The sequence below is a fragment of the Streptomyces sp. CB01580 genome (assembly GCF_001905795.1).
In the GTDB taxonomy this organism is placed as follows: Bacteria; Actinomycetota; Actinomycetes; order Streptomycetales; family Streptomycetaceae; genus Streptomyces.
Genome location: NZ_LIXJ01000001.1, coordinates 582,255 through 606,116, shown reverse-complemented (window position 1 = coordinate 606,116; position 23,862 = coordinate 582,255). Strand labels below are relative to the sequence as shown.

17 protein-coding genes are annotated in these 23,862 nt (G+C 67.8%); 9 read left to right on the top strand and 8 right to left on the bottom strand.

Annotated elements, in window-relative coordinates; genetic code table 11:
- The first annotated feature begins 10 nt into the window (after positions 1 to 10).
- Both AMK22_RS02330 and AMK22_RS02325 read left to right on the top strand, forming a co-directional pair.
- Positions 11 to 958 (top strand): ATP-grasp domain-containing protein, encoded by a 948-nt coding sequence (locus AMK22_RS02330; protein ID WP_073781471.1) that lies wholly within the window; start codon positions 11 to 13, stop codon positions 956 to 958.
- The gene (locus tag AMK22_RS02325; protein WP_073781470.1) at positions 955 to 1,794 is read left to right on the top strand and encodes an ATP-grasp domain-containing protein; all 840 of its coding nucleotides are present in this window, start codon (positions 955 to 957) and stop codon (positions 1,792 to 1,794) included. The genes AMK22_RS02330 and AMK22_RS02325 overlap by 4 nt, the downstream gene beginning before the upstream one ends.
- Here the strand turns inward: AMK22_RS02325 and AMK22_RS02320 are convergent.
- On the bottom strand, positions 1,782 to 3,929 hold the full coding sequence (locus AMK22_RS02320) for a UvrD-helicase domain-containing protein (RefSeq protein WP_073781469.1): 2,148 nt from the start codon (positions 3,927 to 3,929) through the stop codon (positions 1,782 to 1,784). The two genes, AMK22_RS02325 and AMK22_RS02320, sit on opposite strands and share 13 nt — an antisense overlap.
- Before the next feature lie 44 nt (positions 3,930 to 3,973).
- Positions 3,974 to 5,566 carry a serine/threonine-protein kinase gene (locus tag AMK22_RS02315; protein ID WP_073781468.1) on the bottom strand — a complete coding sequence of 531 codons (1,593 nt, stop codon included), beginning with the start codon at positions 5,564 to 5,566 and terminating at the stop codon, positions 3,974 to 3,976.
- Between the two features lie 362 nt (positions 5,567 to 5,928).
- Here AMK22_RS02315 and AMK22_RS02310 point away from each other — a divergent pair, with 362 nt between their 5' ends.
- The 4 genes from AMK22_RS02310 (at position 5,929) to AMK22_RS02295 (ending at position 9,541) form a co-directional block, all read left to right on the top strand.
- Positions 5,929 to 6,531, top strand: coding sequence for an AAA family ATPase (locus AMK22_RS02310; protein ID WP_073781467.1), 603 nt, complete (start codon positions 5,929 to 5,931; stop codon positions 6,529 to 6,531).
- On the top strand, positions 6,528 to 7,172 hold the full coding sequence (locus AMK22_RS02305; protein WP_073781466.1) for a guanylate kinase: 645 nt from the start codon (positions 6,528 to 6,530) through the stop codon (positions 7,170 to 7,172). Before AMK22_RS02310 ends, AMK22_RS02305 begins: the two co-directional genes overlap by 4 nt.
- Before the next feature lie 126 nt (positions 7,173 to 7,298).
- Positions 7,299 to 8,684, top strand: coding sequence for a hypothetical protein (locus tag AMK22_RS02300; RefSeq protein WP_242433799.1), 1,386 nt, complete (start codon positions 7,299 to 7,301; stop codon positions 8,682 to 8,684).
- Positions 8,685 to 8,719: 35 nt separating this feature from the next.
- Entirely contained in the window at positions 8,720 to 9,541 is an 822-nt protein-coding gene (locus tag AMK22_RS02295; protein WP_073781464.1) for an SDR family NAD(P)-dependent oxidoreductase, read from the top strand.
- A gap of 30 nt (positions 9,542 to 9,571) precedes the next feature.
- On the opposite strand, the gene AMK22_RS02290 is transcribed toward AMK22_RS02295, so the two are convergent.
- Positions 9,572 to 10,039, bottom strand: a complete 468-nt coding sequence (locus tag AMK22_RS02290) for an ATP-binding protein (protein WP_073781463.1) — start codon at positions 10,037 to 10,039, stop codon at positions 9,572 to 9,574.
- A gap of 111 nt (positions 10,040 to 10,150) precedes the next feature.
- On the opposite strand from AMK22_RS02290, the gene AMK22_RS02285 reads away from it, so the two are divergent.
- Positions 10,151 to 11,023: a helix-turn-helix domain-containing protein gene (locus AMK22_RS02285; RefSeq protein ID WP_073781555.1), complete on the top strand. Its 873-nt coding sequence runs from the start codon at positions 10,151 to 10,153 to the stop codon at positions 11,021 to 11,023.
- Entirely contained in the window at positions 11,020 to 11,226 is a 207-nt protein-coding gene (locus AMK22_RS02280) for a DUF397 domain-containing protein (RefSeq protein WP_073781462.1), read from the top strand. Before AMK22_RS02285 ends, AMK22_RS02280 begins: the two co-directional genes overlap by 4 nt.
- 74 nt (positions 11,227 to 11,300) lie before the next feature.
- On the opposite strand, the gene AMK22_RS02275 is transcribed toward AMK22_RS02280, so the two are convergent.
- From AMK22_RS02275 to AMK22_RS02260, 4 genes are all read right to left on the bottom strand, one after another.
- Positions 11,301 to 14,480, bottom strand: coding sequence for a type I restriction endonuclease subunit R (locus AMK22_RS02275; RefSeq protein ID WP_073781461.1), 3,180 nt, complete (start codon positions 14,478 to 14,480; stop codon positions 11,301 to 11,303).
- A complete protein-coding gene (locus AMK22_RS02270; protein ID WP_079185867.1) occupies positions 14,477 to 15,820 on the bottom strand; it encodes a restriction endonuclease subunit S in 1,344 nt (447 codons plus the stop codon). Before AMK22_RS02270 ends, AMK22_RS02275 begins: the two co-directional genes overlap by 4 nt.
- Positions 15,817 to 17,931 carry a type I restriction-modification system subunit M gene (locus tag AMK22_RS02265; RefSeq protein ID WP_073781459.1) on the bottom strand — a complete coding sequence of 705 codons (2,115 nt, stop codon included), beginning with the start codon at positions 17,929 to 17,931 and terminating at the stop codon, positions 15,817 to 15,819. Before AMK22_RS02265 ends, AMK22_RS02270 begins: the two co-directional genes overlap by 4 nt.
- A gap of 89 nt (positions 17,932 to 18,020) precedes the next feature.
- Complete coding sequence (locus AMK22_RS02260) at positions 18,021 to 20,198, bottom strand: N-6 DNA methylase (RefSeq protein WP_199883096.1); 2,178 nt, start codon at positions 20,196 to 20,198, stop codon at positions 18,021 to 18,023.
- A 195-nt stretch (positions 20,199 to 20,393) separates the two neighbouring features.
- On the opposite strand from AMK22_RS02260, the gene AMK22_RS02255 reads away from it, so the two are divergent.
- Positions 20,394 to 21,620 (top strand): DNA sulfur modification protein DndB, encoded by a 1,227-nt coding sequence (locus AMK22_RS02255; RefSeq protein WP_073781458.1) that lies wholly within the window; start codon positions 20,394 to 20,396, stop codon positions 21,618 to 21,620.
- A 211-nt stretch (positions 21,621 to 21,831) separates the two neighbouring features.
- On the opposite strand, the gene AMK22_RS02250 is transcribed toward AMK22_RS02255, so the two are convergent.
- Positions 21,832 to 23,781 (bottom strand): GmrSD restriction endonuclease domain-containing protein, encoded by a 1,950-nt coding sequence (locus AMK22_RS02250; protein ID WP_073781457.1) that lies wholly within the window; start codon positions 23,779 to 23,781, stop codon positions 21,832 to 21,834.
- Positions 23,782 to 23,862 lie beyond the last annotated feature (81 nt).

The following is a 23,862-nucleotide window of genomic DNA, read 5'->3' as shown; positions in this document are numbered from 1 at the left end:
GGGTATTGGGATGAAGCTCTGCTTCCTCGTCGAAGAGCTGTACCGGCATGACAGCATGCCGCTTGACGTGGTCCGACAACTGACGTCGTGGGGACACCAGGTGGACGTGGTGCACCCCGGCGGCTCACTCCTGCGGATCTCGGAAGAGGTGCGGGCGGGGACCCATGACGCCTGGGTGCTCAAGACCGTGTCCGGCGGCCCCGGGCTCACCCTGCTGGAGGCCGCGGCGGCTGTGGGTCTGACCACGGTGAACGATGCGCGGTCGATCCGCGCAGTGCGCGACAAGGTCCTCACATCGGTCATCGCGCGACAGCACGGGCTACCGGTTCCGGTGACCTATTCGGCACCGAGGGCCGCGCTGTTCGCAACTGTTCCCGAGGAGCTCTTCCCCCTGGTGGTCAAGCCCGCCGACGGGAGCTCGGGGCGCGGGGTGCGGCTCGTGTCGGACCCCGGGCGGCTGGCGGAGACGGAGCAGGCGGGGGAGGGCCAACTCATCGCGCAGCCCTACGTGTCCAACTCCGGCTCCGACCTGAAGGTCTACTGTCTGGCGGGCGAATTCCACGCGACCCTGCGCCGCTCACCGCTCCACCCGGACGGGCCGCTCGACGAGGGAGCCGTTCCTCTGCCCGCCGAGGTGGCCGCAGTGGCGGCGAAGGTGGGAGCGGTCTTCGGCCTCGATCTGTACGGCGTCGACGTGGTGCTCGGCCCCGACGGCCCTGTGATCGTCGACATCAACGACTTCCCGAGCTTCCGCCAGGTACCCGACGCCGTGTCCCGGTTGGCCGGAGCCGTCCTCGACCTGGCCAGGACGGGCGGCGCCACCAGGACGGGCGTGCTCGCCCCTGCTCCACACATTCCCGCGCAGCCGCGGATCCCCCATGGACTGCCTCATCCGCACCCCGTCCCCGGCCCCGAAGCGGACATGCTGGCAGCCGTACCGGGAGCCGCGCAGATATGAGGGTGTGTCTGCTGACCGACAAGCCGGATCATCCGCTGCTCGCCGCAGCCTCTTCCGCACTGATCGAGGCGGGGCACCGGGTGACGTTCCTGAACCCGGACACCGGTACCGGATCCCCGTCGGAACTGGTGACCCCGGACGAACTCGCCGACGTCTACCTCCTCAAGGCCCATACCCCCCGGGCACTCGTGCTGGCTCGATTCCTCGAGGCACACGGCGCCCGGGTGGTGAACTCCGCCGCCGCGACGGAGCTGTGCCAGGACAGGACCCGGACCGCCGCCGTGGCCGAAGGCGCCGGCCTGCCGATGCCCAGGACGAGGACCCTGGACGCGCTGTCCGAAGCCCTCCACGGAGCGCAGCGACCGGAGAGCGGCTATCCGCTCATGGTCAAGAGCCGCCACAGCCGGCGCGCGGACCTCGTCGCCCGCGTGGACGGGCCGGCCGAACTCCGGGACCTTGCCGCCACGTGGCCCAACGAGCCTGTCGTCCTACAGGAGTTCGTCGCGAACAGCGGCTGGGACCACAAGCTTTGGGTGATCGCGGGCGAGGTGTTCGCGGGGGTGCGCCGCGCACCCGTGGGCGCCCCGCCGGACGGTGCGCAGTCCGCGCCACTGGTCCGCGACCTGCCGCAGTCCTGGACCCGACTCGCCCTCCACACGGGAGAGGTCTTCGGCCTGGATGTCTACGGTGTCGACGTGCTGGACCGCGAGGGAGCGCCCGTCGTCGTCGACATCAATGCCTTCCCGGGCATCCGCGGACCGAAGGGCGCCCCTGCGGCGCTGGCAGCCCTGGCGCTGCGACGCCCCCGGCCCGGCCCTCCCGCCTACGAGGTCTGACACGCCCCGGCCTCCACCAGGAACTTGCTGGGGGTGCCCGACCACGACACATGCAGCCCGTCCCGGGCCCGCGTGCACGCGACGAACAGCAGGCAGCGTTCCGCCAGCAGGTCCGACTCGTGCTGGAGCCGGTCGATGTCGGCCGGGGTCACCGCACGCGGGTACGGCAGTGCACCGTCGTTCACGCCGATGACCGCGACGCACCGGAACTCCAGCCCCTTGAAGGAGTGCATCGTGCCGACCTGTACGGCGTCCGCGTCGGAAGCCGCGTCGCCCCGCAGGCGTGTGACAGGGACGCCCGCGGCCTTGAGCCGCTGCACCGCCTTGTCGCAGCTCTTGTTGAACCGGGCGCTTACCCCGATCTCACCCGGGGCGATCCCACTGTCGAGCCAACCACGGACGCGCGCGACGAGCGCGTCCAGTTCGGCTTCTTCCGAGTCCGCCCCGTACGCCTCGGGTCCCTTGCCGTGCAGGGCCGAGCGATAGCCCAACAGGGTCTCGTTCGCGGAGTCGTCGGCCAACTGCTCGAAGGGCCGGCCGACGAGCAGCGCGGTGGACCAGGAGAGGATCTCGTGTGTGGAACGGTAGTTCTTGCGCATCTTCGTCGACCGGCCAGCCACCTTGATCCCGACGGCCTTCAGCGACACCTTCGAGTCGTAAATGCGCTGATGGGGGTCGCCCGCGATGAACAGGTCGTCGGGACGGGCCGGAGCAGCCGCACGCAACAGCCGCCACTGCGCCGGGTGCAGGTCCTGCGCCTCGTCGATGACCACATGCCGGTAACGCGGGCCATCGGTCTCCAGCAGATCCGCGGCCTCCGCACACGTGCCGAGGTAGGTGCGGAGCCCGTCGGCGGTGAGCCGATGGGTGAACTCCTCGATCGTGCGCCACACCAGCGCGCGGGCCGACGTGGGCAGCCCGCTGCCGCGGCCGCGCCGCTCACAGCCCTCGTACTCCTTCAGGCTCCGCAGATTCTGCGCGAGGACGACGTGCTTGTACTCCTGCCCGAGAAACTGCGTCGTGCCGGTGAACCCGGTGATCTTCGCGGCCTGTGCCCACCGCGTCTCCTCCTCGCCGCCCCGGAGCGGCCGCCGCGAGGTGGACACGACGCGGCCCGCGAACGCGTCGACGGTCATGATGTCCACCCGGTCCCGCAGCGCTTCGTCCTCCACCAGAGTGGCGAGCCCGGTCCGAAGCGCGCCCACCAGGGCGTTGGTGTATGTGGTCACCAGAATGCGGTCGCCGTCACGCAGATACCTCAGCAGATGGCGCACCCGGTGCAGCGCGACCACGGTCTTTCCGGTCCCGGGACCGCCGGTGACCTGTGCCGGCCCGGAGTACGAGGCCCGGTAGGCGACCTTGTGCTGGGAGGGATGCAGAAAGACCCGCCAGGCCGCGAACGGCTTGTCGAGGATGTCGCGCAGCTCCTCGGACGCGGTGACGAGCGCGATCCGGGTCCTGGTGCGGTGGATGGCGGTCGCGAAGTCGCCGGTGTCCACGGGCGTGGTGTCGGCGGGTGCGGCGGAGAGACTGACGGACACCACGTCCCGCCACACCTCCTCCACGGTGAAGCCCGCGGCGAGGTATTCGAGGACTTCACGCTGATCCTGCGGGAAGTACGGCGCGAAGACCTCCAGCTGTTCGAGGTCGGTGAGGGCGCGGGCCTGGCGCAGGGTGGTTTCGTCGATGCCGAGCGCCGTCAGGTCCCCGTCGGACACCTTCGCGAACAGCCGCCGTTCGGGAGCGGGTGCGATGCGCTCATAGGCGGGGGTCAGCTCGTCGAGCACCGCGATGTCGCGGACCTCGACGGCCCGGGTGACCGCGTTGATGCTGGCCTTTTGCTTGACGGCCCAGTCGATCGCCTTGTCGTGCGGCATCACGCGCAGCAGTACGTAGGTGTCGCCGCCGTCGGGTGCGAGGACGACACCCCGCGTCCCCTGGTCGATCCGGATGGTCCGGATATGAGGATCACGGGCGCGCTTCAAGCTCTCCAGCTTCAGCCCGGGATCCTTGAACAACTGGTCCAGGGTGAGGCGTTCGAACTTCTCCCAGGCGTCGAACACCCCCTGCTTCACACTGCCCTGGAGCTTGCCGAGCTGGGCGCAGAAACCGATGTCGAACGCGAGGTGGGGCATGAGACTGACTCTCCGGGAAGCGGACGGGGCGGGGGAGACGGGGGTCAGGTGGCCGGACCGTCGAGATCGAGGCCGATCAGAGCCAGCGCCTCGCCGACCTCTTCGGTCATCTCGTCGCCGGGCCCGAAGACCAGACACAGGTCGTCGTGCAGGGGCCGAAGCATCCGATGGGCCTCGACCGCCTGCCCCTGGGCGAGCAGCAGCATCCCGATGTCGCGGCGCAGCTCGACGGCTTCCTCGCTGAGATCGCCGTCGACGGTCCGCACGACATCGAGAAGGGCACGCAGCGCGGTGAGCGCGTCGGTGACCTGGCCGAGCTCGGCGCGGCAGCGCGCGGCCTGGGCGCGGCAGGCGCGTGCCGGCTCGCCGGTGGGGCCGTCGGTGCGCGCGTACGCGTCCGCCAGCGCATCGAACTCGGGCAGAGCGGCCCGGTAGTCGCCGCCGAGCAGTTGGATCGCGGCCCGGCGGGTCCGCAGCTCCAGGACCTTCCGGCTCTCCGCGCCGAGCGCGCGGGCGGCCGGTTCGATGATCTCTCCCAGCACCTCGGCGGCTTGCGCGAACCGCTCCTCGTCCAGGAGCGCGTCGGAGTGCGCGTACGCCTCGTCGATCTCCGCACGCAACTGCGCGGGTACGGGTACGGGTGCGGCCTGTCCGCCAGCCGGATCGGCGACCACCGGCACGGACCTGCCCGTACCCGCGCGGGCGCGGGGCGCGTACGGGTTGCGGAAGGCCCCGGTCGGGTCCGGCACCCCCGTCGGCCCGGCTTCGCCGGGCCCGGGTGTCCGGCCGGGCGGCGGCAGGAACGGCCGCAGCCGTTCATACACCCCCTGCACATCGGCGGGCCGTGCCTCGGGCGCCTTGAGCAGCAGATGCAGGACGAGATCCTCCAGCTCCTGCGGCACCTCGGGACGCAGTACCCGTAGCGGGACGGGGGCGGCATTCACGTGCTGGTGCATCACCATGTACTCGCTGTCCGCCGTGAACAACAGGCGTCCGCAGAGCAGTTCGTGCAGCACACAGCCGAGCGCGTACAGGTCGGTCTGCGGGGTGGTCCGCCCGCCGCGCACCTGCTCGGGCGCCATGTACTGGTAGGTGCCGATCGGGGTGCCGGTCGCGGTCAGCTTGGTGACATCGGTCCGCAGGATCGCCGCGATCCCGAAGTCGAGGACCTTCACCGTTCCGTCGCGGGCGACCAGGACGTTGCCGGGCTTGAGGTCGCGGTGGATCACCGGCACCTCGTGCGCGTACGAAAGCACGGTGGCGACCTGCGCCGCCACCGCCACCGCCCAACTGACCGGAAGCAGCCGCTCCGGGTGGATGTACGCGGACAGCGACACCCCGTCCACCAGCTCCATGACGAGGAACAGCCGCTCGTACGTGTCGTCGAGCACCGCGTCGTACACCTGGGGCACGCCGGGGTGCTGGATCCGTGCGGTGATGCGGGCCTCACGGCGGAAACGCTTGGCGAACTCCTCCGCCAGCTGCGGCGAGCCGCCGACGGCCTGCTGCCGGATCAGCTTCACGGCGACGGGCCGGTCGAGCACGGCGTCGTAGCCGCGCCACACGTCTCCCATGCCGCCGTTGTCGAGCGGCTCCAGAAGCTCGTACCGGCCCGCGATCGGCTGCTGCTGCGGCACATTGCCCCCGTGTGTGCGTGTGCTGGCCGGTGAGCGCTGCTGGACCGGCTCTCGGTGCGGTGGAGGGCAAGTGTCCCCGGTGGGGTGATCTTCAGTCCAGCGGCGGGGGCACGGAGTCGCTCGGGGCGCCTCTTTCCGGTCACGACGGTTGCGTTCCGTCCGCAAGAAGCTGGGGCGCAACTGCCCGGGGCGGACCCGGTGGCAGTCTGTGATGCTCGCGACGGCCTGCTGAGCGCGGCGACGATCAGCGTCAGGGTATCGTGCGCGTCGCGGCATCGATATGTGGAAGGTCCGAGCATTTCAACCTCCATCCGCCTCTAAACTGGGCCCAGTTGTTCAAAGTAGCCTCGGGGGCGAACAGAGTGACCACTGCGCTAGGCACGAGCACCATTACGCTTGCTCTCGTCGCCGGGTATGCCGGTTCGGGCAAGTCTGAGGCCGGCAAACTGCTGGCGGCGGCGACCGGGTGGGCCATGCTGGACAAGGACACCATCAGCCGTCCGATGACCGAGCGGCTGCTGCAGGCGCTGGGCGGTGACCCGGACGACCGCCACAGCCCCACCTACCTGGAACACGCCAGGCCGCTGGAGTACGCATGCCTGATGAAGGCCGTCTGGGAGAACCTTGAGTGCGGTACGTCGGTGGTCGCTGTCGCGCCCTTCCTGGCCGAAGCCTCCGATGCACAGTGGACATCGCGTGTGGCACGCCGTTGCGGCAGGACGGGGTCACGCTTCGAAACGTTGTGGGTGGACAGCGACCTGGAGTCGATGCGTGACCGGCTGATCTCCCGGAATGCCTCACGCGATACATGGAAGCTGATGCACTGGCCGACGTACACGAGCGGCATCGACGTGGGCCTGAGGCCGGTGACATCCCACCACGTGATCGACAACCGCATCGGCGCCTCACGTCCTTTGGCAGAGCAGGTCGAAACCATCGCGCAACGGCTTGTGGGGGACTCGTGAGCGCAGTCGTCCTGTACGGGCCGCCCACTGCCGGCAAGGACACGGTGACGGCAGCGCTCTGCTCCGCCGACCCACGGTTCAAGTTGGTCGCCAAGCTCAAGCGCGGCACCGGCCGGTCGGACGGATACCGGTTTGTCACCGCCGACGAACTCGAAGATCTGCGCCGCCGCGGCAGAATCGTCGTGGAGACCCCCCGCTACGGGAACGTCTACGCCGTCGACCGCCTTTCCCTCACCCAGCCGCAAGAGCAGGGCCTGGTTCCGGTCACGCACATCGGCAACGTCACCGACATGCGCACCTTGCTGGACCGGACTCGGGCGACCGCGTGGCTGCGCGTCCTCCTCTGGGTGCCGAGGAACGTGTGCAAGGAACGGTCCGGCGAGCGGGGAGACACCGACACGCCGAAGCGGCTCGCCGCCTGGGACGAGACAGCGCAGGACGTACTCGGCTCCGATGTACGTGATCTGTTCGATCTGGTGGTGCGCACGGACCGTACAGACCCGGCGACGGCGGCCGAGCAGATCGCTCATGCGCTCGTCGAGGCACCGGACGTTGTCAGCAGGGAAGACCTGCTCGCGGCTCTTGGACTCGATCCCGGCGGACACGGCTCCGACCAGAGCGCGAGTGCACGCCGGGGTTGAGTACGTTGGCGCACACGCACGGCGACATCAACGGCAACAAGCAGCAGGGGGACGCCGGTGGGAGTGGTCCGGACACTTGAGGACCTGGCAAGAATTGGCCGCCAGCGCACGGTCAGCGACCGCAGTGTGCATCTGCGCCAGGACGAGGTCACCGCCGATCTCCTGCTTGACACTGTCTCTGCGGACCGGGTCTCGCTCGACCGTGTCAGTATCGACGGGGCGCTGACCGTGCGGTCCTGCCACATCAACGAACTGGTCGTCGACCACGTGGAAGCGGACGCGCTCCTGGTGGTCAATTCCCGGATCGGCCGCCTGACGATCCGTAACGCATCGATGGGCTGCGAGGTCACGATCGTCGACACCTCGCTGGACTTCCTCGCCCTGCACTCATGCGCCGCCGCCCGGCTGGAGCGCCTTCGAGTGGAGGAGCTCGTACAGATCAACGCCCTGCGTGGGTCGGTCCAGATCAGTAACACGCGCGTGTCCTCGCTTGTGGTTCGCAGCCAGGCCACAGGCGGCCGCCTGGGACGGCCGCGCTTGCTGGTCCGGGGGCTGCGCGCCCGTGAGGACATCACGTTCGATGACCTCTGGCTGTCCACACTCGATCTCGACGAGGTCGAGACACCCGAACTCACCCTGCAGCGCGTGCGACTGGACGAACCGCTGCGAGCGAACGGGCTGCGGTGCAGCGAGACGGTGCGGGTGAACGGACTGGTAATTCCCTCCGGGGACAGCACGATCAGCAACAGCACGGTCCGAGGGCCCGTGGAGGTACGCAACCTTGGTCTGTGCGAGAGCGTGCGCAGCGAGCAGAACGATCCGACCGCCCGTCTCGCCTTTCACAACACTGATGTGATGTCTCTGAGATCGGAGTCCGAGGATTCCTCGGTGATCAGCCTGTACAGCTCCTCGGTGACGGGCACACTCGGTCTTCCGTCCGGCAGCTCCCGGTACAACCTCGACGAATCCTCCAGCGTCGGCGACATGGAGCTCGCCGGTCAGGTCTTCCGTAACGGCCGCCAGATCACCTTATTTCTGGAGCGTTCTTTCACCGAAGTGACTGCCGTGGCGCTGGAGTCCGTACGGTCCGCGCTGGTCAGAAGGAACCGGAACAGGGAGGTCGACGAGCTCTACTACCTGGCGCGGCAGCGCGAGGCGACCGCTCTGCCGCCTCTGCGGCGTGCCATCGGGCGGGGCATCCTCGGAGGCATCCTCGGCTGGGGAGTGCGTGCGCGGAACCCGGTGCGTGTACTGGCGGTGGGGGTCTTTCTGACGGGTTTCGTGCTTCATCTGGCGGGCGCGGTGCGCGAACCGGGCCGGGGGCTGTTGGATGTGACCGTTGCGGGAAGGTCCTTCGTCCTCGCCGTCGCGCTGTGGCTGAATGTCGGTACCGGCATGCCATCGGAGCTCAAGACGGCCGGATGGTCTGCACTGGCGGTTTCGTTCACGGCCGCGGGAATGCTGTTCACCACACTCATCGTAGGCATCGTCATCCGCAAGTTGGTGCGGTGAGCGTCCGTTGGCGACAGGCTGGCACAGTGTCGTCCATGGAAGAGCGTGAAGAGGTCGAAGAGCGGGTGACGGCCGCACCGGCTGTCACGTACGGACTGAGAGGCAAGTCGTTCCTGGTGACTGGCGGCAGCAGGGGGCTGGGGTACGCGGTCACCCGCTGCCTTGCAGCCGAGGGGGCAGCCATCGCGATGTGCGGCCGCGATGCCGACACCCTTGCCCGGGCCTCGTGCGAACTGCGGAGGGATTTCGACGCCCAAGTCTTCACGGAAGCTGTGGACATCCTGGCCCCGGACGAACTGGAAGACTTCACGCGGCAGGCCGGACGCGAACTCGGTGGCCTCGACGGCCTGGTCGCCAACATAGGCGGCAAGCGTGGCGGCGGACTCCTCGACTCGACCCGCGAGGACTGGCAGGCGACCTGGGAGCTGAACGGCGGTCACGCCGTGCGTACCGTACGAGCGGCGCTGGACAGCCTGCGTCCCGGGAGCTCGGTGGTGATTGTCGCCTCCATCTCCGGCTGGAAGCCCCGCTTCCCTGCCCAGTACGGGGCGGCCAAGGCGTCCGAGATCTACCTGGCCGGTGCCCTGTGTCAGGAACTCGCCCCCCACGGGGTCCGGGTCAACACGGTCAGCCCCGGCTCGATCCTCCTTCCGGGCAAGAGCTGGGACCGCCTGCGTCGGCGTGACCCGGCGACGTACAAGGCCTACGCGGAACGCAACCCCAACGGACGTCTGCTGAACGCCGATGAGGTCGCCCGGGTCATTGCCTTCCTCCTCTCGCCGGCCTCGGCAGCTGTGAATGGTGCCCACATCCCGGTCGACGGGGGCCAGCCGCAGGCGGGGCTCGGGAGGGTTTAGCCAAGTGAAACGGTCGGCTGCGCGCTGGGCCTACGGCATTCCTACTTCCAGCACCGCCCAGACCGTCTTGCCCGGTCCGTCGGCACAGGGGTACCAGCCCCAGCGGTCCGTGAGGGCGGCGACGAGGAGCAGACCGCGGCCGTCTTCCTGGTCGTCCGATGCCGGTTCGGCGAGGGTGGGGAGGCGTTCGCCTCGGGTGTCGGTGACCTCCACGCGAATTGCCGTGCCCTCGGCGGAGAGGCGCAGCCGGAAGTCGCGGCCGGGCACGAGGCCGTGATGTACGGCGTTGGCGCTCAGCTCGGCGACGACCAGCGTCACCGTGTCGTGCGTGTCGCTGCCGTACGGGACGCCCCACGCGTCGAGCCGCTCGCCGGCCAGGCGCCGGGCGAGACGGGCGCCGCGCGGCGTGGAGCTGAACCGCATCGTGAAGTGGTGGCAGGGGAAAGGGGGTTGGTTGGTGCGAAGGGGGCGCACGGGGAGTGGTGGATTGCTGGTCATGGCTCCACGTTGCCGCTTGGTGGCGTAGCGTGACCAGGGGTGACGCGCCGTCGCGGGCTGGCTGTACGTGGCGTGCGTCCGGCTTGTACGTACGTGGGACAGGCGGTGGCGATGACGCAGGGCGAGACGGGTGCGGGTACGGGGACGGATGGCAGCTCCGAGCCCGGGAAGCGGCCGGAGGATGAGCCGCGGTCCGGGGTGTTGATCGCGTTCGGGCAGCAGCTGAAGCTGTTGCGTCTGCGGGCGGGGCTGGACCGGACGGAGTTTGGGAACCGGGTGGGGTACGCGGCACAGTCCATCGCGTCGTTCGAGCAGGGACGGCGCATTCCCCAGCCCGAGCTCATCGACAAGGCGGACGCGGTGTTGGGCGCTGGGGGCTTGTTGATCGCGTTGAAGAAGGAGGTTGAGCGGGCGCAGTATCCGCTGTTCTTCCGGGACGCAGCACAGTTGGAGAGGAAGGCCGTGGAGCTGTGCGCGTACGACACGCACATGGTCAAGGGCCTGTTGCAGACGGAGGAGTACATGCGTGCGGTGCTCGCCATGCGTCGCCCGCTGCTGGACGAGGAAACCATTGAACTGCGAGTGGCTGCACGCCTGGCGCGGCAAGAGATCTTCAGCCGCTGGCCTGCTCCTCTCCTGAGCTTTGTGATGGAGGAGTCAGTTCTTCGAAGGCCGCTCGGAGGCAGGAACGTTCTACGAGGGCAGCTTGAACAACTCCTTTTACTTGGCCGGAACCGTAACGTAGAGATTCAAGTGATGCCCCTTGATCGAGTGGACAACGCGGGCGTGGACGGGCCGTACACCGTGATTACCTGCAAGGGTGGGGAACAGTTCGTGTACATGGAGGTTCAGGGACGCAGCAACCTGCTGACTGACCGGGACGAGACGCAGCTGGCCGCAGCACGCTATGGGATCATCCGGAGTCAGGCTCTCACTCCGCGAGAGACTCTGGGATTCATCGAGAAGTTGCTGGGAGACCTATGAACACCACCGACGCTCCTGTCATGCGGGAGCTGGCTTGGTTCAAGAGCAGCTACAGCGGGGCAGAGGGTGGTGACTGCGTAGAGGTTGCTGCCGTCGCCACGCATGTGCACATCCGTGACTCGAAGCAGGTCGGTGGTCCCACGCTGACCGTGCGACCCGAGGCGTGGGCAGGGCTGGTAGAGCTGGCTCGGGCCACCGGCTGAGGTCTCGACCACCAGGAGGGTCCCGCCGCGCGCCGCAGAGGCGTAACGGCGGGACCCTCCCGTGTGTGGCGGGACTACTCGTCCACGCCCTCCTCGCGGCGGATCATCCGCCACGCCGCCCGGCGCGCGCTGCGGTCGAGGCTGGACTTGAACCCCTTGTCGGGCCCGAAGTACTGCCGTCCCATGCCAGCGATCGTGTCGATGTGGTCGGCCATCTTGTCGGCGAAGACCTTGTCGAAGACCTTGCCGAAGTTGTCCTCGTCGTTGGCGACGGCTGCCAGCCGGACCTTCTTGTCGGCCGTGGCCTCGTTAAAAGGCTGGATGACGTCCTGCTCGGTGAAGTCGGTGCCGAACTTGGCGTTGAACTTCTCGATCAGCTCAGACAGCAGCGACTTCTCGGCCTCCGCGGCGCCACCCGCCCCCTCTCCGAACCCCTTGAGTTCTGCCGGGCCTTCGGAGGTGAGCGACTTGTCGTGCTCGCCGGTCTTCTCCACCCGTAGGTGGCTGAGGTCGATCTCGCCTATGTCGACGCCACCGTCGGCGCGACGCGGAAGCCGGTTGAGGAGGTAACGGCCGTAGAGGTGCAACCTTTCCAGCTCTGCGTCCCGGTAGGGCACGATCTGTGCGAGGAACCCGTACTTGCGCACGTAGTCGTTCAGATCGGCGCGGAAGTCCTCGGCGGTCTCGACATCGTCGTCCTCCTCGCTCTCAAGGAGGGGCGTGAACCTGGCGACGGCGGGGGACAGCAAGCGGTACAACTCGGCGTGCAGCTTCTCCCACTTGGCCTGCGAACCGGCCGCCTTCTCCTTCGCGGCGAAGTAGGCAGCGGCGAACTCGTCCATCTCCGCTTCGGAGATGATCGGCGCCGACATGACACGGCTCTGCGCGGTGTAGAGCAGGTTCGGGTCGGAGGGGAGCGTCGTCGCCTCCTCGAAGTATGGGCGGAAGGCGTCCTGTATGTCCTGGGCGTCGTTGGTGAAGTCCAGCACCGCGAGGTCGGCTTGCGACTTGCGATCCGCGGTGCGGTTGAGCCGGGAGAGTGTCTGCACGGCGGCGATGCCGGTCAGCGTCTTGTTGACGTACATGGTCGTCAGGAGCGGCTGGTCGAAGCCGGTCTGGTATTTCTCCGCGACCACCAGGATTTTGTACTCCTGCTGTCCGCGCCCACCGGCTGCAACGGCCTTGTCGTCGGCACGGGTGTACGCGAACGCCTTCGGCAGCGCGCTCTCGGCGATCCCGCCGTTCTCCTTGGGCTCGGTCGTCTCCTCGTCGTCGATGGTGAGCGAGCCGGAGAACGCGACCAGAACGCCGAGGTCCGGGTACTTGGTGTCGTACTTCCGGTCCTTGATGTAACTCTTGATCGCCCGTGCCATCTGTACGGCGGAGTGACGCGAGGCCGTCACCACCATGGACTTGGCACGCCCGCCGAGCCGGCCGCGGGAGTGCGCGAGGAAGTGCTCGACGATCACCGTGGCATGCTGCGAAACGGTGTGCTCGTGGGTCAGCGCGTACCGGGCGAGCAGGCTGTTGGCCTTGGAGGGGTCGACCTCACGCTCATCCGGGTTCTGGTTCACCAGCTTCCAGTACGTGTTGTACGTGACGTAGTTGCGCAGCGGGTCGAGGATGAAGCCTTCCTCGATGGCCTGGCGCATGGAGTACGTGTGGAAGGGACGATAGACGGCCTTGCCGTCCACGGTGTGTTCCGTGCCGAAGAGTTCGAGCGTCTTGGCCTTCGGGGTGGCGGTGAAGGCGAAGTAGGAGAGGTTCGCGGCCTGCGAGCGCTCTGTGGCCTTCTTCCGCAGCTTCTCGTCGACGGTGAGGGTGGTTGTTCCCTGATCCGCCGAGTCGGAGTCCAGCCCGAGAGCACGGAGGACGGCCCGCACGTCCGTGGCGGCGCCACCGGACTGCGAGGAGTGCGCCTCGTCCACGATGATCGCGAAGTTGGTGCCCTTGATCTCGGTCGGGTTGCGCACGATGTAGTCGATGAGCGCCGGGAACGAGTGCAGGGTGACCGTGACGATCTTGCCGGTGTCGCGTGACAGTGCGCGGGCCAGCTGCTCGCTCTTTGCTCCGTGCTTCTCGTCGATCTTCACGACCAGGCCCTCGGTCTGCGAGAAGCTACCGACGGTTTCACGGAGTTGGGCGTCCAGGTTGCGGCGGTCGGTGATGACGATGACCTTGTCGAAGACGGGCGCGCCCGGCTTGAGCCTGCCCTTCTCCACGGCTTCCGGGTCGAGTACGCGCGGATCGGTGTCCGCGTGCAGATCGCTGAGGCGGTGGGCGAGCCAACCGATGGTGTTGGACTTGCCGGAGCCGGCGGAGGCCATGACGAGATAGTTCTGGCCAACGCCGTAGGTCGCCGCGTGTGCGGTCAGCTTCTTCACGACGTCCCACTGGTGGAAGCGCGGGAAGATCGTCGACTTGGTGGTGCCACCGCCGGGCCTCTTGGTCTTCTGCTGGTGCACATAGCGCTGGAGCAGGTCGAGCCAGTTGTCGCGCGCCCAGACCTGTTCCCACAGGTAGGAGGTGGCGTAGGTGCCGTACGCGGTCGGGGCCGGGTTTCCAGCACCGCCAGGCAGGCCCGCACCGTTGGAGCCGGTGTTGAAGGGCAGGAACCGGGTGTTCTTGCCCCGGAGCTGCGTCGCCACGAAGACGAGATCCGGGTCCACCGCGAAGTTCGCGATGACGCGGCGGGTGAAGATCAGCTCGGTGGGGTCGCGGTCGTTGCGGTACTGCTCCTTGGCCTCCTCGGCGCCCTGCCGGGTGAGCGGGTTCTTCAACTCGGCGGTGGCGACCGGGATTCCGTTGAGGAACAGGGTCAGGTCGAGCCGGTTGTTCCAGTCGGCCTGCTTGGTCGCGTAGGCGAGTTCGCGTACGACGGTGAGGCGGTTGGCGCGGTAGCAGTCGAGGACGGAGTCATCGGCGACGAGGTTTGGCTTGAAGTAGGCCACGCGGAGGCGGACGCCACGGTCCTTGACGCCGTTGCGGAGGACGTTGAGCAGGCCGTCCTCGCTGATGGCCTTGTCCAGGCGCCGGGCGAAGCCGTGCTGGGCGTCGTTGACGTTGTTGCCGTAGATGGCGAGCAGTTCGTTCCACTCGTCAATCTGCGTTTCGCCGAGGAAGGTGAACAGCTCGTTGGTGTCCAGGCCGAGGTCGGCCTGGTAGTCCTCGGGCTGCGCCTCGCGCCAGCCGCGCTCGGTCATCGCGGCGACGATGGCGTCCCCGAAGGCGGACTCGTTGTGGATGGGGCTCACGGGTGGACTCCGTCCGTTACGTTGCGACCGCTGGCGGTGGAGACGTCGAACTGACCGGTTACGGCGGCGGTGATGAGGGCCTGGCGGCGTTCGGCGAGTAGCGCATGCTGTTTCTTGAGTAGCCTCTTAATGCCGCGGTCACGGGAACCAGCAGCATCGAGTTGCTCAACGATCGATCTCTGTACTGGGACATCCGGGAATGGGAAACGCTGGGGCCGCAACTGCTCGCGAGTGAGGTGAGTCATGGTGCTGGTGTTACCTTGGACGGCGAAAACTCGCATTCTTTCTGCAACTAGAAGGCAGTAGTAGAGCCAACGCGGCAAGTCATCCTCGCGTGCTCGGATTCGATGCAGAGCCTTCTGGTAGTACATCTCTGGGGTGCGGCCATCCCAAATAGCCGCCCGTCCAGGCCAACTCCCGCCTTCGCAAACCAGAACGTCCCCCTCTCTCAGACGGTACCTGGGCTGCTCGGAAGGTGGGAATTCCATGAACGCCAGCTCTTGAGTGTCGACGTCGTCCCATTGAACATTGGCTACTCGAAGATAGGGGCGAAGGTGATCCCCTGTGACTCGTTCCTGGTTCAGCATCTTTCCCAGCTCAACCTCGAACAGGTGTGACACGGAAGCAATTCGCCAGTCAGCAGGAACTGTGCCAAGCCATGCTAGACCGCTGGACTTGCGGCTGCCCGTTGCCCCCTTGCCGCGAACCGCATCGAATGCGCGTGTAAATGCGGCTTCGTCGAGAAGTTCTGTCTGCCGGTCGCGGCGCTTCTGGATCGCATCGATACGGGCGGTCTCGGCGTCGAGGAAGTCGGCGATGCGGCGCTGCTCCTCCACCCCTGGATACGCCCATGAAGCAGAGAAGAATGTGCCAGCGTCCAGGTTCTGGATTCCTGTGGTCTGCTTGATGGCGCTCTGTGTCAGGCCTTGGTCGTATGCTGCGGCGAAGACATAGGTCAAGAAGCGAGGGTCCACATCCCGCTCTGGAGAGATGCGGGCGCAGAAGTTGGAGCAGACCGCCTTGCCTGGCCCCTCGAACAGAACAGCCATGCCGACCGGTTGCTTTTCGCCTCCGCCAGATTTTTCAAGTACGAGGTCTCCGGGCTGTAGCCGGTGTTGTCGAAGTGATGACGCATCGACGCTCCTCAAAGGTGCCTGACTCATCTTCGCGCGCCGTTTGGTGCGATCGAAGTCAGCGGCGCGGATGCAGCGAACACCTTCATCAGTTTCCTTGGGCTCGACGCCCCACGTTCCGTTAGTAGCGGAAGCAATGAGGTTCTTGAGGCGACCCCGCGTCCACTGGGCAGGTGCCGCATGAATCCAGTGATCTACGTTGGTCATTCCGTAACCTCCCCGAGCAGCGCCTGAATCTCCGCCTCCAGAGCCTTCAGTTCTGCGTCGATCTCCGCCAACGGCCGGGGCGGCTCGTACACGTAGAAGTGCCGCGTGAACGCGATCTCGTAGCCCACCTTCGTCTTCGTGTGATCGATCCACGCATCCGGCACGTGCGGGTGCACCTCCCGCTTCAGGTATTCCTCCACGTCCTCACCCAGCGGCACGTTCTCGTTGTCCCGCAGCTCACTGTCCGGTTCCGACGCACCCTTGACGGTCTGGACTTCACCCTCTGGATCCCGAACCCCCATCGCATCCCGCAACGCCTTCGTGAACGGCGCACCGCTCGGGCCCTGCACGCCGGCCTCCGCCATCGCGTTCCGTACCGCCACCTGAGCCTCAGACTTGGTCGCCCACTTCGAGCCCAGCAGCGGGCTCAACGCATCCCCGAGCACCTGCGTCTCGGCCTCCGCCAGCTTCCGGAACAGCGTCTCTTCCTCCTCCGTCAGCTTCCGCCGGGCCTTCGCCTTGGCCGCCAGCTCCGGCTCGCGCGGCAGGAATCGTTCCTCCGCCCACTTCTGCACCGGCTTCGACGCGAGCAGCGCCGCCAGCGTCTCGTCCGTCAGCTCAAACCGCAGCTTCAACGGCCGCTCCACCGTGATCCGCTGGTAGCCGAACGCCGAGTTGTCGAAGACCTTCACCTTGCCGTGCAGCGGGTGTTCCGCGTCTTCCGCCGCTACCATCGCGTCCCCGTACAAGCGGGTGATGTCGGCGATGTGGTTGGGCTTGTTGCCGGTTCCGTCGCCGAGCTCCTTGCGCTTGTCGCCGAGCGACTTGCGCATCTTTACCCACTGGTCGCGCGCGTCCAGCAGCACGACCTTGCCCTTGTGCTGGGCGTCCTTGCGGTTGGTCAGGATCCAGAAATAGGTCGAGATACCGGTGTTGTAGAAGAGCTGGTCCGGCAACGCGACGATTGCCTCCAGCCAGTCGTTCTCCAGGATCCAGCGGCGGATCTCCGACTCACCCGACCCCGCCGCGCCCGTGAACAGCGGCGAACCGTTGAAGACGATGGCGATGCGTGAGCCGCCCCCGCCGTTCACGTCCACCGGCTTCATCTTCGAGATCATGTGCTGGAGGAAGAGGAGCGAGCCGTCGTTGATGCGGGGCAGGCCCGCGCCGAAGCGGCCGGAGTCGCCGAGGTTCTTGTGCTCGTACTCGACGTCCTCCTTGACCTTCTTCCACTCCACGCCGAACGGCGGGTTCGCAAGCAGGTAGTCGAACTTCTCCCGGGCGTGGCCGTCGTCGGAGAAGGAGTTGCCGGAGGCGATGTTCTCCGGGTCCTGCCCCTTGATCATCAGGTCGGACCGGCAGATCGCCCACGACTCCGGATTGAGCTCCTGGCCGTACACCTCCACCGTGGCGTCCGGGTTCAGGGCCTTGATGTGTTCCTCGGCCGCGCTGAGCATGCCGCCCGTACCGCAGGCCGGGTCCATGACCGTGCGCACGACACCCGGCAGGCTGAGTGCATCGCCGTCCGGCGCGATCAGCAGGTTGACCATCAGCTTGATGACTTCGCGCGGGGTGAAGTGCTCACCCGCAGTCTCGTTCGACTGCTCGGAGAAGCGACGGATCAGCTCCTCGAAGATGTAGCCCATGTTGTGATTGGGCACGACCTCGGGACGCAGATCCAGGTCGGTGAACTTGCCCATCACCTTGTAGAGCAGGTTCGCACCGTCGAGCTTTCTGACCTGCTGATTGAACTCGTACTTCTCCAGGACCTCGCGGGCGTTGTCCGAGAAGGAACCGACGTACCGCTGAAGGTTCGCCGCCGCGCCCTGCGGGTCGCCGACGATCTTCTTCAGGGTCAGGTCGCTCTTGTTGTAGAACGAGTGGCCCGATGCCCGCCGCAGGAAGTGATCCGTGTCGATCTCCTGGCCCTTGAAACGGGCGGCCGTCTCGGCGACCTTCTCGCGCGTCGGCTCCAGGACGCACTCCAGACGGCGCAGCACCGTGAACGGAAGGATGACCTTTCCGTAGTCCGACTGCTTGTAATCGCCGCGCAGAAGGTCGGCGACGGACCAGGCGTGGTTCGCCAGCTCCGTGTGCTTGCTGCTGTTCAAGGGATTCCCCGGTTTCCTTTCGGACCCGCCCACCCCAACCGGAGCGGGTTCGGACAAGTGTGATGTATGCGTGAAGGCCGTGGTGCCGTTCAGGCCGAATCAGACGGGGCGGAAGGTCCGATGCCGGTCGACGACGGGACCAGTCCGCCCCCCGTAAGCCCGCTCGCCAGCAGCCGTGCCGTCTGCTCGGCCAGCTCCGTCGCTCGCCGCGCTTCCGCCCGCAGTTCGTGGACGCGGCGGAACGCCTCCCCGTACCGGCGCTGCTCCTCCAGCGGCAGCAGCGGTACGCGCAGCCGGCCCGGACTGACGTGCAGGATCGTGCTGCCGGTCGACGCAGCGGCGAGGTTCTCCTCTGCGCCCAGGAAGCCCGCGAGGAACCACGGGTCGAGTCGTGCCGGGTCGGGGCGGAAGAGGTGGACCTGTCGGCCGAGGAGCGCTCCCTCGTCCGACTCGGCCGCCACCCGGACCGTCGGCCCGCTGCCGCCCGCGAGCGACCGGACGAGCACATCGCCCGCAGCGATCACCGGGGTGGAGTCCGTTCGCAGTCCGGACGGATCACCGGTCGGGCCTGTGCCGCGTGCGATGTCCTCGCCGGTCAGGACGGCGGTGGCGGTCGGTACGGAAGGCGTGCCCTGTGGTTCCTTGGGTTCCTTCGCGTCGGGGGCCGTGCGCAGCAGCGTGAGCGCGCCGCCCCGTGCCAGGTCGGACGCCGTCGCCGTACGCCACTCGCGTACCGCCGGGCCGGCCGCCTGCCAGTCGACGTGACCCCCTGCCCTGCCCAGCGAGTCCGCGGCGGCGACGAGGCGTCGGCGGCTGTCGTCCGTTTCCCGGGCGAGTTCCGCCGGTTCGATGTCGGTGCGGGGGACACGTACATGCCGGGCGGGGGAGAGGTCGATGAGGTCGCCGATGAGGTCGACCACCGGGACGGCGCGCGCGATGCCGGGTACGTCGGTGAACTCGTCCGGGGCGTCCGCGAAGGCTGCCCACGCGGTGAGCACCCGGTCCGTCAGGGCCGTCCAGGCCAGGGAAGCCCGGCCGCCGCCCCGGGTGCCCCCGCGAGAACCGGCCTCCGTCGTGCCCCTGGTCCGCACCGTGCCGGGCTCCTCGGACGCATCGACGAAGAGTACGGATCTGCGCTCCGGGCCGTTCGGCTCCGGCCGTTGCAGGACCCAGATCTGCAGCCCCACGTGCAGCGGGGCCGCTGCTCCGGCCGGCAGGGCGACGACCGCGCGCAGGGCTCCGCTGCGTACCAGTTCCATCCGTACGCGGCGGCCCGACGCACGGGAAGCGGTGGCGGGCGGAAGGATCAGGACGGCATGGCCGCCCGGTACGAGATGGGCGAGTGCGTGCTGGACCCAGGCCAGCTCGGACTCGGCACGCGCCGGTACGCCGTACGCCCAGCGCGGGTCGTAGGCCAGCTCGTCGTGGCCCCAGTCCCGGTCGCCGTAGGGCGGGTTGCACAGGACGGCGTCGACGGCGAGTCCGCCGAAGGCGTCGGTGCGGAGGCTGTCGCCGGTACGGACGGTCACCGTCGCGCCCGGGGCGGTCAGCATCAGGGCCACCGCGCTGCGCCGGGCCTGGACCGGCACGCTGTCCTGGCCGTACAACTCCGTCGCGCCCCGCCTGGCGGCCGCCGTGAGCAGCGTTCCGCTGCCGCAGGCCGGGTCGAGAACCCGGGACAGCGGCCTCGGTACCAGCCGGGCCACGAGATCCGCGAGCGGGGCGGGGGTTGGGTAGGTGCCGCTGGTGGCGCTGTCCTCCAGCTCCCGGTCCGCCAGCACGCCCAGTGCCGCTTCGCTGCCCTCGTCACGTACGCACCGGAGCAGAGCCCGCAGCGCCGGGGCGTCACCGGCCGAGAAGCGGGAGGTCTCCGCGCCGGGGACGGTTTTGGCGAGCACCGAGGCCGCACTGTTCGCACGGGCGGCGAGATCGGTGTCCGGCAACTCGGCCAGGGCCGTCAGCTCGTCCGGCGTGCGACGAGCGGCGGTGAGGACGAGGGGGAGGAGGTTCGCTGCCGCGCCACTGCCCTGCGGGTGCAGACGCAGCGAGGTGCGCAACTCCTCGAGTGGGGTGACCTCCGCAGTGTGCCCCCGGGCGTCCAGCCAGGCGCGCACGGCCGGCAGGTCGTACAGAGGGCTGCTCTCGGTGCCTCCCGAAGGGGCGGGGAAGTCGTCGTGACGGCGGCGCCAATTGCTGACAGTGGCGCGCGTGACCCCCGCGATGCGTGAGATCTCGGCGGCTGTCACCTGTGCGGATGGCTGCGGCATGGCGCGAGTCCTGAGCCTCTCGGTAGGGAGCTGTTAACAAACTACACCAGTCGTCAAATCTTGCAAGGTGTTTGACAGTGCTTTCACGATGGTGCTTATCTGGCGTTGCTTCCGGGTGGCGACCGCCATCCGAACGGCAAGCGATCCCTGCGGTCTGCCTGCCTGACGTCTCACCGATCCTTTGGGGGAACTGCCATGCGCCTCACCATGCCGACCGCCGTCGTCGAAGGGACCCAGCTCACCGTCATGCCGTTCCGTGCGGACGCCGTGATCGGGACCATGTCCGTACCGACGCTCGTCCAGCTCGTGCCCTCGCCCCGCCGCGAGGAGGACACGAAGGCGCTCAAGGCCGCGTCCGGCGCCGTGCGCCGCCACGCCGAACTGCGATCGCTCGTGCAGCGGTCGCTGAAGTCCACGCAGAAGGGGAAGAACGTCGGCTCGTACGCCGAGTACATCGCGGACGGGGTGAAGGGTGAGCTGGGCGCCGGCTGGTCCACTCCGCCGGTCACCTTCTGGCATGCCGGACCGCTCGCCGCGCTCAGTGACGAACTGCTGCCCGGCACCGGGCTGCGGACCCTGACCATCACACCCGGCACGTCCGTGGTCGCCATCGACGGCGAGACGCAGACGACCGCATGGCACGAGCTGTACGACGACCCCGAGCGGTACGGACTCACGTACGCCGAACTCGCCCAGGTGCGCGTGCCGTTCGAGCTGTACGTGGACCTGACCGTGGCCGATGCGCGGCAGATCTTCTACGACCGCAACGTGCAGGGCGTCGCCGTCGCGAAGAACCTGGCCATGTCCATGGACCAGCGGGACTTCGCCACCCGCCTCGCACACCGTGTCGCCGAAGCCGTCAAGGTCGACGTCGACGGCAAGCGCGTACCGTTCACCAAGCTCGTCAACGCCAGCAAGCGGCAGGTGGGGAAGACCGACGCCGAAGTCATCACCCTGTCCGCGCTCCGGGCACTCGTGATCACGGCGATCTACGGACGCGGCGGGCTGTCCCGCTCGGCGGAGACCGTCCATGAGGACGAACTGCCCGCAGGGTCGAGCCCCGAGCAGGTCGAGCAGAACGTCGTGCCGCTGCTGGCCCGCCTGATCGCCGACCGCAGCGAGCATTTCGTCTCGCGGAGCGCCCTCACCGCACCGGCCGTGCTCGCCGGGCTCGGCATCGCCGTGCACCACACCGCGCCGTGGGCCGACCCGGTGAACGCCCTGGGCGCCGACGAACTGCACCGGCTGCTCTCCGACATCCGGTGGGAGCGTGAGGCCCGCTACTGGGACGGCGTGGCAGCGAAGTCGGGTGCCTCAGGACGCCTCAACTTCAGCGGTGGCGTGAAGGACTCCGGAGGTCGGGTCGCCGATGCGATCCTCTACCCGGGTACCGAAGCCGGGCGCCGGATCCGCGGCCGGTAGACGCCGGTACCGCGCCCGCCCGTTCCTTCCGGGGCCGTCGAATCGCAGCGGCGGCCCCACACACCGGATCAACCCGGTCGGGTGTCGCTCGGCAAGGGCGGGTACTTCAAGACAAACCGCTGCGTGGACTGGAAGAAAACCGGCTGAGCGGGGTGCCGCCTCGGCGGGCGGAGCGGAATCGGGTGTTCGTGCAGACGCACCCGTTGTCCGTTCAGGTTGCCGCCTGTTCCGCGCGAGCGTTGTCGATGAAGCGGCGCAGGGCGTCCGTGCTGTGGAACACGCGGTAGTCGCCGGCCTCCAGCGCGGCCTGCTCCTGGGGCGAGGTGTCAGGGGCGAGGACCACGGGGATGCCGACCTCTCCATGGAGGCCCTGGGGCCAGTAGGCGGCGGCGACGGTGATGGCGGCTCCCGTGCGGGGGTCGCTCACCTCGCTGTCCAGCTCCGGTGCCGCCAGGTCCGCTTCCGCGAGTTCCGACAGCAGAGCGGCCAGGCCCGGGATGTCCTCGTCATCGTCCGAGCCGGCCACCGACACGGCCGTTCGTGTGGTGGAGAGAGCGGACGGCACCTGGAGCTCCACCGGCGAGGGGCCGTCGTGGAGGCCCTGGAGGAAATGGTTGGCGGCATCGGCCAGCAGCGCGCGGCGGGCGGCCTGGAAGTCCGGATAGTTCTCGATCCGCCAGAGTGCCCGATCCATGGGGATCCATTGCGTCGCCAGGGCGCCCGGCATGCGGGTCTCGATCTCTTCCAGGTATTCTGCCGGATTCTTCGCCCCGATCCGCAGATTCGTGTCCTGGGTCAGGAAGCAGAAGTTGGCCACGGCGTTCACTTCGGCGCGGCTGTATCCGTGCTCGTACAAGCGGGCCTTGGGGAAGATGTGGTGCACCTGGAGAGAGCTGAGGCGGCCCAGCATGCCGTCCCGCAGAGGCACACCGCTGACGAAGTCCTGGGCCCCGTACACCCGCGTCAGCAGGTAGAGAAGGGGGAAGAAGCGGGAACCCATGCTGGAGCCGACGAAGTCGTCGGGACGGACCGTGAGCAGACCGCCCCGGCTGCGGCGCAGTACGTCGATCAGCCGATCGACGCCACCGTCGTCGAGTGCCTGCAGGTCCTGGTTGAGAGCGGTTTCGGTGGCTCCGGTGTGACGGCCCCACAGGAAGCTGTGGATGTACCAGTGGAAGAGACGGTCGCGGGTCATGGCATCCGGGAACCGGCCGCCGTGATGATGGAGCAGGCGGCTCATGACGGGAAACGCGGCCCGGCCGTTCAGGACCCGTCCGTGATCGAGCCCGAGGCGTCCGCCGAGCGTGTTCAGAAGGTACGAGACGGAGTCGACGGTTTCCTTCAGTCCGGTGCGGAACAGCGCCACATCGACATCCGCGAGCTTCGAGAACTGTGCCTCGCCCGTGAGGACGGCGTTGACATTGCGCAGCAGCCAGTCGAGCTTGAATTCGAAACCGGCGTCTGACCAGTTGTCCAACGCCTCGTTCATGGTGGGCCGCGCGGCCGGCCAGGTGGCGCAGATGGCGGCCAGTGCCAAATCGCCCTTGGAGAGCTTGGTGCCACCCGAGTTCACACGGTTGAAGATGTCCACGACGACGTCGATGGTCTTGTCCGTGCCGGTGACCTCGTCCACATGGACGGTGCGGTCCTTGATCTGTGTGATCCGGTTGAGCCGCTCGATGAATGTCCCCTGCAATGCCGCGTCTTGGTCCGCGAGCTGAGTAACGGCGAGCAACTGGCTGCCCAGGCCGCCCTGGAACAGTGCTGAGACATCGACCCAGACGGGGTTGCCCTTCATCTTCCCTGGCGCGTAGAACTCGAAGGACTCCGTCTGCAGATTGAAGTGCAGCCCGGTCAGTGCCGAGGCGTTGCCTTCGAAGAAGCGGGGCGGTCGGCCGCGGGTCACGCCGTACAGAGTCGTCACCCGCTGCTGACCGTCCAGAAGCAGCTGAATGGTGCCGTCCTTGCCGGTTGTTCCGCCGCGTGTGTGGGCCGTCTCGGCCTTGGTGCTCCAGGTGAGGAAGCCGCCGATCGGGTAGCCGCGGTACAACGACTGGAAGAAGCCACGTACTTGTTCGCGGGTCCACACATAGCCGCGCTGGAACTCCGGCAGAGCGATGTCGCCCGCGTCGACCTTGTCCAGGATCTGGGAGATCTGCATATCCGTAGCCCGCCTTCCGAACCCGGCGGATTCCCCCCACCGAGAACTGCACCTGATCTTCGGTAAAACTAGCAGTCGGTG

What these genes read in the sequence shown, in the direction of transcription:
- AMK22_RS02290 (WP_073781463.1), bottom strand. Translation starts at nt 10,039, where the DNA reads ATGACCAGCAATCCACCACTCCCCGTGCGCCCCCTTCGCACCAACCAA.
- AMK22_RS02255 (WP_073781458.1), top strand. Translation starts at nt 20,394, where the DNA reads ATGCGCCTCACCATGCCGACCGCCGTCGTCGAAGGGACCCAGCTCACC.
- AMK22_RS02250 (WP_073781457.1), bottom strand. Translation starts at nt 23,781, where the DNA reads ATGCAGATCTCCCAGATCCTGGACAAGGTCGACGCGGGCGACATCGCT.
- AMK22_RS02295 (WP_073781464.1), top strand. Translation starts at nt 8,720, where the DNA reads ATGGAAGAGCGTGAAGAGGTCGAAGAGCGGGTGACGGCCGCACCGGCT.
- AMK22_RS02270 (WP_079185867.1), bottom strand. Translation starts at nt 15,820, where the DNA reads ATGACCAACGTAGATCACTGGATTCATGCGGCACCTGCCCAGTGGACG.
- AMK22_RS02330 (WP_073781471.1), top strand. Translation starts at nt 11, where the DNA reads ATGAAGCTCTGCTTCCTCGTCGAAGAGCTGTACCGGCATGACAGCATG.
- AMK22_RS02320 (WP_073781469.1), bottom strand. Translation starts at nt 3,929, where the DNA reads ATGCCCCACCTCGCGTTCGACATCGGTTTCTGCGCCCAGCTCGGCAAG.
- AMK22_RS02285 (WP_073781555.1), top strand. Translation starts at nt 10,151, where the DNA reads ATGACGCAGGGCGAGACGGGTGCGGGTACGGGGACGGATGGCAGCTCC.
- AMK22_RS02260 (WP_199883096.1), bottom strand. Translation starts at nt 20,198, where the DNA reads ATGCCGCAGCCATCCGCACAGGTGACAGCCGCCGAGATCTCACGCATC.
- AMK22_RS02280 (WP_073781462.1), top strand. Translation starts at nt 11,020, where the DNA reads ATGAACACCACCGACGCTCCTGTCATGCGGGAGCTGGCTTGGTTCAAG.
- AMK22_RS02325 (WP_073781470.1), top strand. Translation starts at nt 955, where the DNA reads ATGAGGGTGTGTCTGCTGACCGACAAGCCGGATCATCCGCTGCTCGCC.